11 protein-coding genes and 2 pseudogenes are annotated in these 16,466 nt (G+C 46.9%); 12 read left to right on the top strand and 1 reads right to left on the bottom strand.

The genetic code is table 11. The annotated features are described in order from the left end of the window. Positions 1-104: 104 nt before the first annotated feature. From JMF85_RS11790 to JMF85_RS11830, 9 genes are all read left to right on the top strand, one after another. Positions 105-1,205 (top strand): ABC transporter substrate-binding protein, encoded by a 1,101-nt coding sequence (locus JMF85_RS11790; RefSeq protein WP_201318235.1) that lies wholly within the window; start codon positions 105-107, stop codon positions 1,203-1,205. A 151-nt stretch (positions 1,206-1,356) separates the two neighbouring features. Then, positions 1,357-2,766, top strand: coding sequence for an amidase (locus JMF85_RS11795; protein ID WP_201318236.1), 1,410 nt, complete (start codon positions 1,357-1,359; stop codon positions 2,764-2,766). 63 nt (positions 2,767-2,829) lie between these two features. Continuing rightward, positions 2,830-3,837: an ABC transporter substrate-binding protein gene (locus tag JMF85_RS11800; protein WP_236595829.1), complete on the top strand. Its 1,008-nt coding sequence runs from the start codon at positions 2,830-2,832 to the stop codon at positions 3,835-3,837. Positions 3,838-3,865: 28 nt separating this feature from the next. After that, positions 3,866-4,699 carry an SDR family NAD(P)-dependent oxidoreductase gene (locus JMF85_RS11805; protein WP_201318237.1) on the top strand — a complete coding sequence of 278 codons (834 nt, stop codon included), beginning with the start codon at positions 3,866-3,868 and terminating at the stop codon, positions 4,697-4,699. A 10-nt stretch (positions 4,700-4,709) separates the two neighbouring features. Then, positions 4,710-5,486, top strand: coding sequence for a maleate cis-trans isomerase family protein (locus tag JMF85_RS11810; protein WP_201318238.1), 777 nt, complete (start codon positions 4,710-4,712; stop codon positions 5,484-5,486). Between the two features lie 72 nt (positions 5,487-5,558). Continuing rightward, positions 5,559-7,229 (top strand): PucR family transcriptional regulator, encoded by a 1,671-nt coding sequence (locus JMF85_RS11815; protein ID WP_201318239.1) that lies wholly within the window; start codon positions 5,559-5,561, stop codon positions 7,227-7,229. A gap of 15 nt (positions 7,230-7,244) precedes the next feature. Beyond that, complete coding sequence (locus tag JMF85_RS11820) at positions 7,245-8,558, top strand: M20 family metallo-hydrolase (protein ID WP_201318240.1); 1,314 nt, start codon at positions 7,245-7,247, stop codon at positions 8,556-8,558. Then, positions 8,555-9,940 carry a dihydropyrimidinase gene (hydA, locus tag JMF85_RS11825; RefSeq protein WP_201318241.1) on the top strand — a complete coding sequence of 462 codons (1,386 nt, stop codon included), beginning with the start codon at positions 8,555-8,557 and terminating at the stop codon, positions 9,938-9,940. The genes JMF85_RS11820 and hydA overlap by 4 nt, the downstream gene beginning before the upstream one ends. 211 nt (positions 9,941-10,151) lie before the next feature. Further along, positions 10,152-11,636: a CoA-acylating methylmalonate-semialdehyde dehydrogenase gene (locus tag JMF85_RS11830; RefSeq protein ID WP_201318242.1), complete on the top strand. Its 1,485-nt coding sequence runs from the start codon at positions 10,152-10,154 to the stop codon at positions 11,634-11,636. 143 nt (positions 11,637-11,779) lie between these two features. Here JMF85_RS11830 and JMF85_RS11835 read toward each other — a convergent pair. Continuing rightward, positions 11,780-13,023: pseudogene (locus tag JMF85_RS11835) on the bottom strand (IS110 family RNA-guided transposase). A 470-nt stretch (positions 13,024-13,493) separates the two neighbouring features. On the opposite strand from JMF85_RS11835, the gene JMF85_RS11840 reads away from it, so the two are divergent. The 3 genes and pseudogenes from JMF85_RS11840 to JMF85_RS11850 form a co-directional block, all read left to right on the top strand. Continuing rightward, on the top strand, positions 13,494-14,846 hold the full coding sequence (locus JMF85_RS11840; RefSeq protein WP_201318243.1) for an aspartate aminotransferase family protein: 1,353 nt from the start codon (positions 13,494-13,496) through the stop codon (positions 14,844-14,846). 13 nt (positions 14,847-14,859) lie between these two features. Further along, positions 14,860-15,993: an alanine dehydrogenase gene (gene ald, locus JMF85_RS11845; protein WP_201318244.1), complete on the top strand. Its 1,134-nt coding sequence runs from the start codon at positions 14,860-14,862 to the stop codon at positions 15,991-15,993. Positions 15,994-16,270: 277 nt separating this feature from the next. Continuing rightward, positions 16,271-16,466: pseudogene (locus tag JMF85_RS11850) on the top strand (RNA polymerase subunit sigma-70); the annotation flags it as partial.

Here is a 16,466-nt window from a genome sequence, read left to right on the forward strand (position 1 = left end):
TTCCGAACTAAGCCGCCAAGTGTCGACGTTCAATGGAGGAGGTGATGCCGACGTTGGCGCGTTTTATTCACTGATGTACATATTGCGGATGGGGCAAGAAATTGATGAAAGGATTGATAAGAATGATGAAAACTCGGGTCGAATTTAAAACGATCACAACGGTGATCGTATTGATGTCCACGTTACTTTTAGCCGCCTGCGGTGGAGGAGGCAGTGCATCGACGACTGGAACACAATCAGCACTGCCTACAACATCTGCGGAACCCGAAAAGACAGAGATGCAAAAAGCTACTGTTCAGCTGAAATGGGTACCCCAGGCTCAATTTGCCGGCATTTATGTAGCAGCGGAAAAGGGCTTCTATAAAGACGAAGGGATTGATATCAAAATTGTGCCGGGAGGACCCGATGTAGTTGCGGAACAGCAGGTAGCCAACGGGGTGGCGGATGTAGGCATCACAGGGGTAGAAAGCCTTCTGGTGAATCGTGAAAACGGCGTGCCGCTTGTATCTTTGGCCCAAATCACGCAAAAAAGCAGTAAGGTGCTCATTGCAAAAAAATCAACGGGAATTGACAGTCCGGAAAAAATGAAAGGGAAAAAAATCGCTACCTTCATGGGCGGTAAACAATTTCAGGCGATTGCATACTTAGAACATCATGGGATAGACCCGGAAAAGGACATTCAGCTTGTGAAGCAGGGTTTTACGATGGACCAGTTTTTTAACGATCAGGTCGACGTAGCCACCGCAACGATCTACAACGAATATCATGTTGTATTGGAAAGCGGGATGAAAGAATCGGATCTTTACGTATTCAACATTGAGGATGCCGCCATAAGTATGCTCGAAGACACGCTTTTTGCCAGAGAGGATTGGGTGGAGAACAATCGGGATTTGGCGGTAAAAATCGTCCGCGCTACTCTTAAAGGCTGGAATTATGCGATAGAAAATCAAGAAGAAGCGATCGATATCGTTATGAAAAATGTAATAGAAGGAAGTACGACAAGGCAGCATCAGGTGACGATGCTTCAGGAAATGGCGAAGCTTATAAAGCCAGAAGGATTTACAAGCGACCAGGTAGGGATGTTTGTTGACGAGTCGTTTAAACGGACGGCAGATATCATGCTCAAATACGGATTGATAAAGAAGCCGGCCGATCTGGAGTCCGCTTTTGATGAATCGATCTATGAAGATGCTGTGGCGAAGTAACAGTGACAGATCATACGAGAGGATGTGAAAGGATGAATATGACCGACTACTTAATTGAGGTTTTACATATAGGGGCCGAAGCGGAAGCGGTTGAGTATGAACCATCCTTTACTTATGTGTTTGAGGAGGATAAAGGGGAGGGCGATCACTGATGTATGATTTATTTTTTGAAACGATTTCGTCCGTTGCTTCTTCTCTCAAGAAAAAAGAGATTTCTCCCGTTGAACTTACAACGAAGCTATTAGAAAGAATTGAGCGCTTAGAGCCGACGTTGAATGCTTTTATTACAGTTCTCTCCGATGATGCTTTAACGCAGGCTAAGTTGCTTGAACAAGAATTGCAGCAAGGCAACGTTCGTGGCCCTCTTCACGGGGTGCCAATTGCTATTAAAGATGTTTTTGAAACAAAAGATAGAATCACAACCGCAGGTTCAAAAATCTTTGAAAGCTGGAAGCCGGATAAAGATGCTGCTGTAATCCAATGCTTAAAGGATGCGGGGGCCATTATTATCGGAAAAAACAACCTCCATGAATTTTGCGCAGGGTCGACAACGGAGAATCCTCATTACGGTCAAACACGTAATCCTTGGGATGTAAACAAAATTCCCGGAGGCTCAAGTGGAGGTTCGGCCGTTGCAGTCGCTACAGGAATGTGTTTCGGCGCCGTAGGCACAGATACTACCGGGTCTGTACGTTTACCCTCCTCTATCTGCGGGGTTGTGGGGTTAAAGCCAACGTACGAAGTGGTAAGCCGTGAAGGATTAGTTCCGTTAAGCTGGACATTTGATCATATCGGACCGATCTCAAGGACGGTAGAAGACAGCGCAATAATGCTAAGTGTTATGGCTGACAAGGATAAGCTTGGTAAATTGGATTTAAACCTATCCTTTCAAAAGGACAGTTTATATGGTGTTAGAATAGGCGTTTGCGATGATTATTTCTTTGAACATATGGATCCGGAGATGAAAGACATCGTCCACACCGCCATTCAAAAATTGCAGGATCTCGGCGCCGAAATTATTGAGATCAATTTGCCAAATACAGATCAAGCATTAGAGGCCCAGAAAACGATTGCTAAGTCAGAAGCTTATAGTTTTCACAAGCCGATGTTTGATAAATATCCCGAGAGGTACGGCAAAGATTTGAACGTTCGTTTGAACTCGGGCAAAGAAGTTACCGCAAGCGAGTATCTTCAAGCCCAAAGGTTCAGAAGACGGTTCATCGATAACGCATTACACACCTTAAGGCAATGTGACATCATTGTATCCCCTACAAATGTCATCGTTCCTTATGATATAGGGACGATCCCTCCGGAAAAAACGATAAACAATATTTTCAATCTTGGGAAAACGGCGATTGCGAGCTTTCTCGGATTCCCGGCTATTACCGTTCCATGCGGGTTTACAAGACAGCTTTTACCTGTAGGAATGCAGTTAATAGGTAAGCCTTATTCGGAAGGCTTGCTGCTAGAGGTAGGGAGCGTCTATGAAAAGTCAGAAAATTGGGTGGATTATCTAAGAGTGAACCGGGCTTATGAGAAGCCCGAACAATTGAAAGGGTGAAACGCGGTGAAACCATTTCCTCGACGCTATAAGACATTAACCGCTCTGCTTATGATCGCTAGTATGCTCTTATTGAGTGCTTGCGGCGCAGGGAAGGAGGAGAACCCTGAATCGAATGCGGCGGTGACTCATTCACCGGAAGAGCCGCACAAAGTGAAAATTCAACTGCTGTGGGTCCCTCAGGCTCAGTTCGCAGGTATATTTGCGGCCAAAGATAAAGGGTTTTACGAGGAGGAAGGGATTGACATCGAAATCATTCCCGGAGGTCCCGATATCGTTGCGGAACAGCAAGTGGCAAACGGGGTAGCCGATGTAGGAATAACGGCCGTAGACAGCCTTCTTGTTAATCGCGATAAGGGAATTCCGCTTGTATCCATCGCACAAATTTCACAAAAAAACAGCAAATATTTGATTGCTAAAAAATCAACGGGAATCGACAGTCCGGAGAAAATGAAAGGCAAGAAGATTTCGGCATTTATGGGAGGCAAACAGTTTCCGGTTGTGGCCTTTCTTGAGAAGAACGGGATTAACCCCGAGAAAGATGTTCATCTTGTGAAGCAGGGTTTTATGATGGATCAGTTTTTCAACGATCAGGTTGATGTCTCTACGGTGACTTCATATAACGAATTCAATGTTGTTAAAGCAAACGGTATAACAGAGTCGGATTTGTATACGTTCAGCATTGAAGAGGCTGGTATCGGCATGCTTGAAGACACCCTTATTGCGAGAAAGGAATGGATAGAGAACAACCGGGATCTTGCCGTAAAAGTGGTGCGCGCAACACTCAAGGGTTGGAACTATGCGATTGAACATCAAGATGAAGCGGTAGAGATTATGATGGCCAATGTAGTAGAAGGCAGTACAACAAAAGAACATCAAGCGACCATGCTAAAGGAAATGGCGAAGCTGGTGAAGCCGGAGGGCTTTACGGAAAGTCAAACGGGAATGTTTGTGGAAGATTCCTATAAACGGACAGCAGAGATCGCGCTAAAGTACGGATTGATTGAGAAGCCGGCTGATGTGAAGTCCGCTTATGATGAATCGATATATGAAGAAGCAGTAAAACAATAATTTAACTACAAGCTGGAGGAGAAACGACATGGAACTTAATTTAACGGGCAAGGTAGCACTCATTACAGGCGGCAGTAAAGGAATCGGGCGCCAAGTGGCTTTAACTTTTGTAAAAGAAGGAGCTAAAGTTGCCATTTGTGCGAGAAATCAGGACACGTTGGAAGAAGCGAAAAAGTGGATTCAAGATCAAGTGCCCGGCAGCGAGGTGTTTACCGTTTCGGCCGACCTTCAATATGAGGCTGAAGTTCAAAAGGTGGTAAGTGCAACGCTTAACCATTATGGAGAAATTGATATATTGATCAACAATGCGGGTGCATGCCCCGGGTATATGCTGGAAGATCTGAATGATGAAATCTGGCATAAAGCATTAGCCGTCAAATTTTTAGGTTACGTTCGTGCTATGAAAGCAGTTATGCCTCACTTCAAAGCAAAGAAAAAAGGTGTAGTTGTAAATGTAGTCGGAAATGACGGCTTGAAATATCCGTATTGGGAACTGACGGGAACGGCTGCTAATGCTGCTGACCTTGCTGTGGCACAGGCACTTGCGAATCAATATGGCCGTTACAATATTCGAATCAATTCGGTCAACCCGGGTCCTGTAGACACGGACCGTTGGAATGATTTAATGGAGGCGTTTGGGCGGGATCACAATATGACGCCGGCTGAAGCCAATGCAATATTTGAACGATCCGTTGCTATGGGGCGGATCGCCACTGCACAGGAAATTGCTGATGTTACGGTTTTCCTGGCTTCTGATCGAGCAAGTTATGTTCATGGCACGATGATAAACGTTGATGGGAATCAACAAAAATCAGTAATCGACCAAATTGTGAGTCCGGAATTATATCAGTTGGTGAGGTAACGGTTGAAACGTGGAAATTTTTGATTGGGAAGGGGGGATACTCATTCAAGTTCGAAATAAAAAGGCAGGAATCATTGTACCGTCTTCCAACACCGTATTAGAACCGATTGTGAACCGGATTTCCCAAATCGTTAGATTGGATGTGCATTACACCCGGATATCCGTATCCCAAGTAGATGTAAGTGATCAATCCAAAAACCAATTTGCGCTTTCGCAGTTTTTACAAGCCGCACGTCTGCTGGCGGAAGCGGAGGTGGACGTCATCGCCTGGGGAGGAACCTCGGGAGGGTGGTTAGGGCAACAATGGGACCAACATCTGTGCAATATGATTTTCGAAGAAACCGGTATCCCTTCGATCACCGCCACTTGGGCGCTGATTTCCGCTTTTCAAGCCTATCAATGCAAAAAAATAGGTTTATTTGTTCCTTATATTGAGAGCTTAGTAGAACCTATTATGAAAAATTTCTCCGAGGCAGGGTTTCCCGTCACCTCGGAGGTACATCTTAATTTGACTGCGAATACGAGCATTGCTCAAATTGACGGAGCCGTAATAAGAGCAAGCCTTGCCGAATTGAGCCGCGGATGTGAGGCGGTAAGCGCCTTTTGCACGAATCTTGCGGCTGCCATATATGTCGAAGAGATTGAAAAGCAATGTAACGTCATCATTTTTGATAGTGTCCTTCTTCTAATGTGGGCATTATGTCAATCTGCGGGCATTCGAGATTCGATTTCGGGATGGGGGCGGTTACTCTATGAAAATCCTCCATTGCCTGACACGAATTCTTAGGTTCCATTCCTATTTCTGCAACCTTCATTAATCTGATCTTCCGGCAGCTGAACAACGAATGGAGGTTTTTTGTTGGATCTCAAATGTACACTTACGGTTGAAGAAGTATTGCGGCGTCCTCTTTTTCAAGATGCGCTTGTGGTAGCTGGGGATAAAGGGCTAAACCGCAGCGTGCGTTGGGTTCATATTCTTGAAACATCTAATTTCGATCTATTAATTCATGGAGAAGAAATGATCCTAACGACAGGGATTGCGTTCCAATCAAATCTGTCCTCCTTTGTCTCATATATTGAAAAGTTGGTTCATCAAAATGCTTCTTGCTTGTGTATTGAGCTCGGAACACATTTCAATTCAGTTCCGGAAGAGATGATTGAAGCGGCTAACAGATACCGTTTTCCGCTTATTATTTTTCCGCATACCGTGCGTTTTGTTGATATCACTCAGGATTTACACTCTTTAATTATCAATAAGCACCATGAAATCCTAAAAGATCTTGAACGTATTTCTAGGGAATTCCATCGTCTAACCTTGAGCTCCAATGGGGTTACGAATGTATTGAAGCTGCTTCATTCAAGCACGTTAGCTCAAGTGATATATTTACCTGTCAAAAAACAAGCCCAGTTTGTTCCGGCACTGCCTGCTCATGAGCAGAAAAAAATGATGAAATTTATTTCCGATCGCCTGGAGGAAATACCTGAAAACCATCCGAATGCCGAGACTTATCAATGGAAGTATGAGAACAACACGATGATCGTGCAACCGGCGGGTGCATTAGGTAAACCATGGGCTTACGTTGTTATGGTATTGGATCAAGAACCGGAGCAGTACGATTACTTGATTCTCGATTCAGCTACACTCTCGATTTCCCAAGATTTGTTAAGAAATAGGTATATAGAAGAACGGAAATTGTATACCGAAAATTTATGGATTGATGATCTGATACACTTGCGAATCAAGGATGAAGAGGAAATCAAATCGTTGGTCGGCAGCGGTTTTAAAAAATTGAATGAAGCCAGCTATCGGGTATGCCTTATAGAGTTCTACCGTTCCGATGAACATAGATGGAATGAAGCGAAAGAGGGCGCTGATTCCGTGGGTATCCATCTATCCATGGTCATTCGGTCCATATTTGAACAGCATTCATTTTTGCCCCTTATTACTTTAAAGAAAAACGGTCTTGTTGTTGTCGCCATCGATCTGAACACAAAGCGATCATCAAAGACGGGATTAAGCAAAGTATTTCAAACCCTCCAGCAATTAAGTAAGGATGAGCAAAACGAACATTTTAGGCTGTTGATTGGAATTGGAGGGTCTTATGTAAAATTACATAACGCTTACCTTAGTTACAGGGAAGCTATGAATGCGCTGGAGCTTTACCCGTGTTTTGAGGATAACGTTCTATTTTTTGAGGATCTGGGAGTCTTTCAATTATTGTTTAATCTTGGGGACAAAAAAGTATTGCAGTCTTTCGTTGATAGCTATTTGGGTCCTTTAATCGAGCACGACCAATCCAAAGGCAGTGAACTGCTTCGCACATTGAAAGTATATCTTGATCATGACGGCTCCAAACAAATCGCGGCTCAGAAATTATTTATTGTCCGACAATCGCTTTATTATCGTCTGGAAAAAATTATGGAACTGCTTGGTGCAGATTTTATGAACCCGGAGATTCGCCTGGCTCTCCAAGTCGCTTTGCGCGCCTATCAAATACTAAATCCTGATAAATTGACAAATCGGGAATAGGAGGGAAATGAGGCAATGACAATCAGCGTAAATAAGAACAGATTGCTAAACAGGATTGAGGAACTCTCCAAAATCGGCCAAATTGGTGCGACCGGCGTTTGCAGGTTGGCGCACAGTAAAGAAGACAGGCAGGCCGTTGAGCTTGTGAAACGTTGGTTTGAAGAAGCGGGATTGCAATCTCGAATTGATGCCTTCGGTAATCTGATAGGTACATTGCGGGGGAAAAATCCTGATGCTCCTATTTTGATGCTTGGATCACATATCGACAGCCAGCCATATGGCGGGAGATTTGACGGTGTTATTGGGGTTCTCGGTGCCTTGGAAACGGTACAGACTTTTACGGAGAGGGGTTTCGTACCGGAGATGCCCATTCAGGTTGTCGCTTTTGCTGATGAGGAAGGATGCCGGTTTAATAAAGGCCTCTTTGGCGTACGGGGGATTTTGGGGAAGTTGGAGGATGGGGAACTAGAGAGAACCGACAAAAATGGAATAACCCGTCGTCAAGCCCTGAAGGAATTCGGATGCTCGCCGGACGATTTCGCAGTATCGGAATATAAGCCGGGACAAATCGGATCTTATTTGGAAATGCATATTGAACAGGGGCCTGTTTTGGAAGCCAAAGGAGAGCCCATTGGGATTGTTACCGGAATATCCGGTCCAATCTGGCTGACCGTTGAATTGATCGGGTTCGCCGGGCACGCCGGCTCTGTGCCCATGGCCCTGCGCAAGGATGCATTGGTAGGAGCCGCAAAAATAATAGCAGGATTAAATGAGCTGGCCAGAAGCGAAGAAGGGGCGCCGACGGTATCGACGGTAGGAACGCTGTCCGTTTTCCCGGATTCCAGGAATATTATACCTGAAAAGGTAGTGTTCAGTGTTGATTTGCGGGATATTGATCTTCAGCGACGTAACCGGATGGAAGAACAATTGTACCATTTAATTGAACGTACCGCGTCGGAACATGGCCTGAAGTACAACATCAGCGTCGATACGAAAAGTGACCCGAGATACTGCGCCGAGTCGATTATGCAAACGATGAGGGAATGTGCGGCTGACATGGGCTTGCGTGTGCCCGAATTGATGAGCGGACCCTTTCATGATGCATTGGAGCTGTCTTATGTGTGTGACTATGGAATGATTTTCGTCCGCTGCAAGGATGGAATCAGTCATAATCCCGCGGAGTTTGCAGATGGCGACGACATTGTTTTAGGAACGGAGCTGTTATATCGAACCGCTATGAAAATGGCCTCCGTAAAAAGCGGATTAAAAACAAAACAGTATTCTAGTTTTGCTCTAGCAAAGTCCGAGCAGGAGGGTGAAATGTTATGAATATGTTAATCAAAGGCGGAACGATCGTTACGGCAGTGGACATATATAAAGGCGATATATTGATTGAAGGTCACAAAATTAAGGCAATCGGCTCTAATTTGGTTGAAACCGGTTCGGAAGTGATTGATGCAAGAGGGTTATATATATTTCCGGGCGGCATTGATCCTCACACCCATTTGGATATGCCTTTTGGGGGCACAACGACGAAGGATGACTTCGAGACAGGTACGAAAGCGGCGGCTTTCGGCGGGACGACGACCGTCATCGATTTCTGTCTGACGACAAAGGGGATACCGCTAACAGACGCTATTCAAGCGTGGCACCGAAAGGCCGGAAATAAAGCGGTTATCGATTACAGCTTCCATTTGATGATTTCGGAAATGAACGAGGAAGTGCTTAATGAACTGCCGCAGGTGATCGAGGAAGAAGGAATTACATCCTTCAAGGTATTCATGGCGTACAAAGATGTGTTTCAGGTAAATGACGATACCTTGTACCGCACGCTACTCTTTGCGAAAAAACACGGGGCGCTGGTTATGGTGCATGCCGAGAACGGCGATATTATCGACTATTTGACGAAGGATGCGCTGTCTAAAGGCAATACAGACCCGATTTACCACGCGTTGACGCGCCCTCCTGAATTGGAAGGCGAGGCGACCGGCCGCGCCGCCTATCTATGTGGGCTGGCGGATTCGCAGCTTTATGTCGTTCATGTAACTTGTGCGGAAGCCGTGAAGCAAATAACCGATGCGCGGCAAAGAGGATTGCGCGTGTACGGGGAAACATGTCCGCAATATTTGGTGCTTGATCAATCTTACTTGGAACTTCCTGACTTTGAGGGTGCGAAATATGTATGGTCCCCACCGCTGCGTGAAAAGCCGAACCAGCAGGTTCTCTGGGACGCCTTGCGTCTAGGGCATTTGCAAACGATCGGATCGGACCAATGCTCTTTCGACTTTACAGGGCAGAAGGAGCTTGGGAGAGGAGATTTTACGAAAATACCGAACGGCGGGCCGATTATTGAAGACCGGTTCAGCATTTTGTATTCGGAAGGTGTACACAAGGGGCGGATCAGCCTTCATCAGTTTGTAAATATGGTGTCTACTCAAAATGCGAAGCTATTTGGGCTATTTCCGCAAAAGGGCACGATAGCGGTCGGCAGTGACGCGGACTTGGTTTTGTTTGACCCTGATATTGAGCGTAAGATATCGGCGGATACGCATCATATGGCAGCGGATTATAATCCATTCGAAGGAATGACGGTCAGAGGGCAGCCTGTGTCCGTAATCAGCCGTGGAAATTTTGTCATCAGGGATAAACAATTCGTCGGCAAAGCGGGCAGCGGAAATTTCCTGAAGAGAAAAAAGTTTCAGCAGGTATAAGGCAAGCTTCAGCATTGGAGCAACGTTGTTTAAAAAACGCGGCTAATGGGGCCGCTTTTTTATGGCATAAGGTGTACGATCGGGAGGCTTTCTGTAAAAAGATTATCGATAGTTCCTAACATCGTGTCTAATGTTATAGATTCGTGGAGCTCCTATAATGTTACCAAAAGCTTCAATTGAAAAACATAAATCGATATAGGAGGAATAACGTTTGGCAGAGACTCTATTGAAATATATAAAAGTAAAAAATTTTATAGATGGAGCATGGGTGGATTCCTCTAGTTCGAGATATGATGAGGTTCCTAATCCGGCAACCGGTGAAATCATTGCAAGTGTCCCAATCTCCACAAGGCGGGAATTGGATGCAGCAGTCGCAGCGGCAAAGAAAGCCTTTCAAAGTTGGAAGCAAACAGCAGTTCCGCGAAGAGCTCGAATTTTATTCCGTTATCAACAGAAGCTTGTGGAGAACTGGGACGAACTCGCGCAGATCATCAGCTTGGAGAATGGTAAAAACCTCCAGGAGGCATATGGGGAAGTACAGCGCGGTATTGAATGCGTGGAGTTTGCGGCGGGCGCGCCGACATTGATGATGGGGAGTCAATTGCCTGACATCGCGACAGGAATTGAGTCGGGTATGTACCGGTTTCCGCTCGGCGTTATCGCTGGAATTACCCCGTTTAATTTTCCGATGATGGTACCTTGCTGGATGTTCCCTCTTGCGATAGTGTGCGGCAATACGTTTGTTCTGAAGCCTTCCGAACGAACGCCATTGCTGGCGAACCGATTGGCGGAGCTCTTTCATGAGGCAGGTCTTCCGGGCGGAGTTTTGAACGTTGTGCACGGAGCACACGATGTGGTGAATGGGATTTTGGAGCATGAAGATGTCAAGGCGGTCTCGTTTGTCGGTTCACAGCCCGTTGCAGAGTATATTTACACAAAAGCGGCTGCTAAAGGGAAGAGAGTGCAAGCCCTTGCGGGAGCCAAAAATCATTCCATTGTCATGCCGGACGCGGATTTAGACAACGCCGTTACAAACATTGTCAGCGCAGCATTCGGTTCTGCGGGTCAACGCTGCATGGCGGCGTCTGTAGTTGTAGCGGTGGGCAGTATAGCGGATGAACTCGTAGAGCGGCTCATTCAGGCGGCTGATGATATAACCATCGGAAATGGTCTGGAAGAGGGTGTCTTTTTGGGTCCGGTGATACGGGCAGAAAATAAATTACGCAGTATTAGTTACATTGAAAGTGGCGAGCAAGAAGGGGCTTTACTTGTACGTGATGGCAGAATGGACGGAGCGGTCAAAGAGGAAGGGTATTTTGTCGGACCGACGATTTTCGATCATGTAACCCCGGGAATGAAAATTTGGAAGGATGAAATTTTCGCTCCGGTGCTGTCCGTGGTGCGAGTAAGAGATTTAACGGAAGCCATTGCTGTGTCCAATGCCTCAGAATTTGCCAATGGTGCGTGCATATATACAGACAGTGCTAAAGCAATTCGCCAATTCCGTGAAGAAATGGATGCCGGCATGCTCGGCGTAAATTTAGGCGTTCCGGCTCCGATGGCTTTTTTCCCTTTCTCCGGTTTTAAAAAATCGTTCTACGGCGATCTGCATGCAAACGGAAAAGACGGAGTGGAATTTTATACTCGTAAAAAAATGCTGATAGCCCGCTATCAAACTATAAAAGTCCAGCGGTAATATGTCAAGTCTCTAAATCGTGAGAATTGGAAATTTTTTTGGCCTAAATCGTCACGAGTCGGGAAAAATGGCAGCACCAAAGAAACCCAGTTTCAGATATTTCCTAAAACTGGAAATATTACTGAAGGATTACAAGGATGCGATCAATGGCTCGCCCTATTCACCTTCCTTCCAGGCGTGTAGAGTTGGCCGTTGCGTAGCAGCGCATCGACCAGACGCACAAGTTTTCTTGCCGTTAAGACGAGGGCGCGTTTGTGTTGATGCTTGGGCACTTCCGCGAATTTCTTCCGGTAAAACTCGCCGAATTCCGGTTCGCGGTTTTTGACCGAGTTGGCAGCTTCAACCAGGTAATAGCGAAGGAATCGGTTGCCGGAACGAATGCGTTTCGTATCCTCGGCCTCGAAGGGGCCAGACTGATGCTTCCGCCAAACGAGGCCCGCATACTTGGCCACGGCCGCTTGATCACTGAAACGCTCAATATCGCCGATTTCGGCCAGGATGCCGGCGGCGTAGACCCGGTCAATGCCGGGGATCGAGCGCAGACACCGGGAAGTCGGAATGCCTTCAAGCATGCGTTCGATCGCTTTGTCGAGTTCCTTGAGTTGGCTCTGGATGCTTCGGATGGCCTGGATCGAGGTGCCGAGCACCAGGTCGATGGAATCCTCGACGACCTTGGACAGACGGTAGGAGGCGCGAGCGGCCTTCTGGATGCATTTGGCGACATGTTCGGGATCAGGGAAACGATTGCGCCCTTTCTCCCTGAGATAGTCGGCCAGGTCGGCGACTTCCATGTTTGCGATATCGTCAAGGCTGTACTTCTCGGAGAGCATTTACAGGATCGCGTGGCCGAATACGGAGCTGTCAACCTCGGTACGGAACGCGTTGCATTTGTAAAACAGGTTCTGCAGGAAGTACTGTTTCTCACGCGTAGGTTATGGACGAGGTGGAAACGCATGCGAGTCAGCCGTTGCAGTGCCACATACTGTTCCTGCATGACGATCGTTGTGGTCAGCCTGCCGAAGCGCAAGCGGTCGGCGATCATCCAGGCATCGATCCGGTCGGTCTTGTCCAGATCTGCATAAGCCTCCCGGAACTTGTGGATAAGCTTTGGATTAATCGTGAACACCTTGGTTTTCCGCTCTTGAAGCGCGGCATCCTCATGCAGGTACATGGCGGGGTGCCAGCTGTAGACCGAAGTCGCTTCCAGGCCGATATGGATTTCAGAAGCCGGCAGCTTGTCCGCAGCAGCGACGATGCGGTCGCGCAGATGCGAGGCACCGTGCAGATTGTTTTCGACTTTGAGCGTTTCAAGCGTATCGCCTTCTGAATTCATGAAACACGCTTCCAGTTCTTCTGAACTGACGTCAATACCGACAAATAATTTCAAGGGTGATCCCTCCCTTCTGTATTGGGGATTCAGGGAATTGGACTCTTCGGGATGCCCCCAGCGCGCTCGCCGATCAGTCACCCTCGCCTATGAGAACTGCCTCTGGTCCATGAGCTGCCTCGAAGCTGCTATCTTCGAGCATGGGTTGCCAAAGGGAACTGCCAGCGGGTAAGAAGCTCAGCGCGAGTGCTGGGGAAACAGACTTTAAATGTAGTCGAGCTACAGGAGGAAAGTCGAATTTCCCCAAATGACCCCAAGATCATTGTCCGGGAACATCACGAAAAATCCAAGACCCTGATAGAATTTTTTATTGAATTGTCAAAGAGCGAATTTACTCCAGACTCTGACTTCCGTTCCTTGCCCTTCGGGCTTAGGTACGGATTCAGATATACGCCCATGAAACAACTGAAAATTCACTGGAAATTCGTCGAAAAGAAGGTTCTGAAAATATAATACGAGGAGATGAGAAGATGTTTCGGAAAAGTGAATCCGACGGTGTGCTTGAACAAGACCGAAGGTATTTATGGCATGCTATGTCACCTTATAACGAGAAGGTGCCGCCTATGGTTGTTACAGGCGGCAGTGGTTCTTGGATCACGGATATGAACGGAAACCGGTATTTAGACGGGATGTCCGGTTTGTGGTGCGTCAATGTAGGCTACGGTCGGGAGGAACTTGCCAGGGCGGCGTACGAACAATTGAGCGCAATGCCTTATTATCCGTTGACCCAAAGCCACCTGCCTGCCGTTCAATTGGCTGCCAAGCTGAATGAATGGCTGGAAGGGGAATATGTTATTTTTTTCTCCAATAGCGGCTCTGATGCCAATGAAACTGCGTTTAAGATCGCAAGACAATACCATCAGCAAAATGGTGAGAACAGTCGCTTTAAATTCATTTCACGGTACCGTGCTTATCATGGCAATTCCATGGGAGCCCTAGCGGCAACGGGGCAGGCCCAGCGCAAATATAAATACGAGCCTCTAGCGGCAGGGTTTGTACATGTTCGTCCACCGGACAGCTATAGGCGCCCTTCAGGGATGACGATTGAGGATTTTAATCTGCAGTGCGCTCGCGAGATTGAAGAAACGATTATCTGGGAAGGAAAGGAAACGATAGCCGGGGTCATTATGGAGCCTGTGATTACAGGAGGCGGCATCATTATTCCCGACCAGATCTATTTAGATGAAGTGCAGCGTATTTGCAAACAACATAATGTGCTGCTCATTATCGATGAAGTGATATGCGGGTTCGGAAGGTCGGGTCAAAAATTCGGATTTATGAACTATGGTTTACAGCCAGATATCGTTACGATGGCAAAAGGTTTGACCAGTGCCTATTTGCCTTTGTCCGCGACCGCCGTGCGCAAAGAGATTTATGATGCCTTTAAAGAAAATACCGAATACAACCACTTTCGACATGTGAACACTTTCGGGGGAAGTCCGGCTTCTTGTGCGGTGGCCTTGAAAAACCTTGAGATTATGGAACGAGAACAATTGGTCGAGCGGTCCAGGCAGCTCGGGGACAAACTGAATACGCAGATGCAGCAGCTGTTGGACCATCCTCAGGTTGGTGACATACGAAGCTTCGGATTTTTAATGGGAATTGAAATGGTGCGGAACAAGGAGACAAAAGAACCGCTACATGTTGCGAATATAGGGGAAATTATAGCAGCGTGTAAAAAGCGAGGTCTAATTATAGGGAAGAATGGGGATACCGTTGCCGGTTTCAATAACGTGTTGACACTTTCTCCTCCCCTTTCGTCTACGGATGAGGATTTGGATTTTATGGTTCATACAATGAAAGAGGTTATCAGCAATTACTAAAGGGGGGATAGGAATGCTTATTGGGCTTCCAAGAGAAATAAAAAATAATGAAAGCCGTGTAGGTATGACGCCGGCTTCAGTCGCGGTTTATAAAGCTGCAGGTCATGATGTGCTTGTAGAGACAAATGCGGGGGCAGGTATCGGATTTACGGATCAAGATTACGTTGAAGCCGGGGCTACAATCGTGGCTACGGCCAAGGAAGCATGGGCCGGGGAAATGATCGTCAAAGTGAAAGAGCCGCTGCCGGAAGAATACCGGTATTTTCGGGAAGGGATGATCATATACACATATCTCCATCTGGCTCCGGAACCTGCGCTGACAAAAGCGCTGGTGGACAATAAGGTGACTGCGATCGCATACGAGACGATCCAATTGGATAACGGCAGTTTACCGCTGCTTACGCCGATGAGTGAAGTAGCTGGACGGATGTCGATCCAAATAGGAGCACATTTTTTGGAGAAATCGAATGGGGGCAAGGGAGTCCTCTTAAGCGGAGTGCCGGGAGTTGAGCCTGCGAAAGTAGCCGTAATCGGTGGCGGAATCGTCGGACTCAACGCTGCAAAGATGGCACTAGGATTAGGGGCAGACGTTACTATTCTCGATATTAATCCAGAACGATTGCGGCAGCTGGATGATCTGCTCACCGGCCGTATCAAAACAGTTATGTCAAACCCGAAGAACATTGCATGTGCAGTACGAGATGCAGATTTAGTTGTCGGAGCGGTGTTGATTCCTGGCGCGCGGGCCCCGCGTTTAGTCACTGAAGATATGGTGAAGAACATGAGTCCCGGATCTGTAATTATCGATGTGGCAATCGATCAAGGGGGATCGATTGAAACGATAGACCGGATTACGACCCACGACGACCCGATTTATAAGAAATTCGGCGTTATCCATTATGCTGTTGCCAACATGCCTGGGGCGGTAGCAAAAACTTCGACCATCGCCTTGACTAATGTGACTACGACATATGGCTTGCAAATTGCTAACAAGAAGCATCGGCAGGCAGCATTGGAAAACACGGCGCTGGCCAAAGGAATTAACGTCATCGATGGCAAAGTTACTTTTAAGGCAGTAGCCGAAGCCCATGGTTATAATTACGTAGACGTTTATACCGTATTAAAGGATACTCCCATTGCGATCTAAATCAGAAACAGGGCTGATGGAAGCCACCGGCTAAGTCCATATCAATTGAAAGCGAACGCCAGAAAATTCACATTTATACAATGACGGATTGGGTAGACATACGGGAGCAGTTCCAAAACCCTTGTTGACTGTAAGAAATTGTAGCGTATTTTCTCATAGGATCCGATAGTTCACGGTACAGGCACGATTAGGCTTACGCCCACATACACTGTAGTGATGCGCCACTCCTATGCCGGTCAGGCGAGGGCGGGCAAAACTTCAGGGGGTGAACTGATCCGTGCCTGTTTTTTTTGCAATGATTGCGCTTTTCATTAAGCAGCTCATGCTCTTGGTCTCCTATGTCAAAAATAACGCGTTCCCGCAGCCGCTCGCCGAAGAAGACGAGGCAAAGCATTTGCGGATAATGGCCGAAGGAAACCAAGAATCGCGAAATCTGTTGATTGAGCACAACCTGCGGCTTGTCGCGCATATCG

Source organism: Paenibacillus sp. EPM92 (assembly GCF_016586185.1).
Taxonomy (GTDB): Bacteria; Bacillota; Bacilli; order Paenibacillales; family NBRC-103111; genus Paenibacillus_G; species Paenibacillus_G validus.

Coding starts and splice junctions, on each gene's coding strand:
- JMF85_RS11790 (WP_201318235.1), top strand. CDS start 105: ATGAAAGGATTGATAAGAATGATGAAAACTCGGGTCGAATTTAAAACG.
- JMF85_RS11795 (WP_201318236.1), top strand. CDS start 1,357: ATGTATGATTTATTTTTTGAAACGATTTCGTCCGTTGCTTCTTCTCTC.
- JMF85_RS11800 (WP_236595829.1), top strand. CDS start 2,830: ATGCTCTTATTGAGTGCTTGCGGCGCAGGGAAGGAGGAGAACCCTGAA.
- JMF85_RS11805 (WP_201318237.1), top strand. CDS start 3,866: ATGGAACTTAATTTAACGGGCAAGGTAGCACTCATTACAGGCGGCAGT.
- JMF85_RS11820 (WP_201318240.1), top strand. CDS start 7,245: ATGACAATCAGCGTAAATAAGAACAGATTGCTAAACAGGATTGAGGAA.
- hydA (WP_201318241.1), top strand. CDS start 8,555: ATGAATATGTTAATCAAAGGCGGAACGATCGTTACGGCAGTGGACATA.
- JMF85_RS11840 (WP_201318243.1), top strand. CDS start 13,494: ATGTTTCGGAAAAGTGAATCCGACGGTGTGCTTGAACAAGACCGAAGG.
- ald (WP_201318244.1), top strand. CDS start 14,860: ATGCTTATTGGGCTTCCAAGAGAAATAAAAAATAATGAAAGCCGTGTA.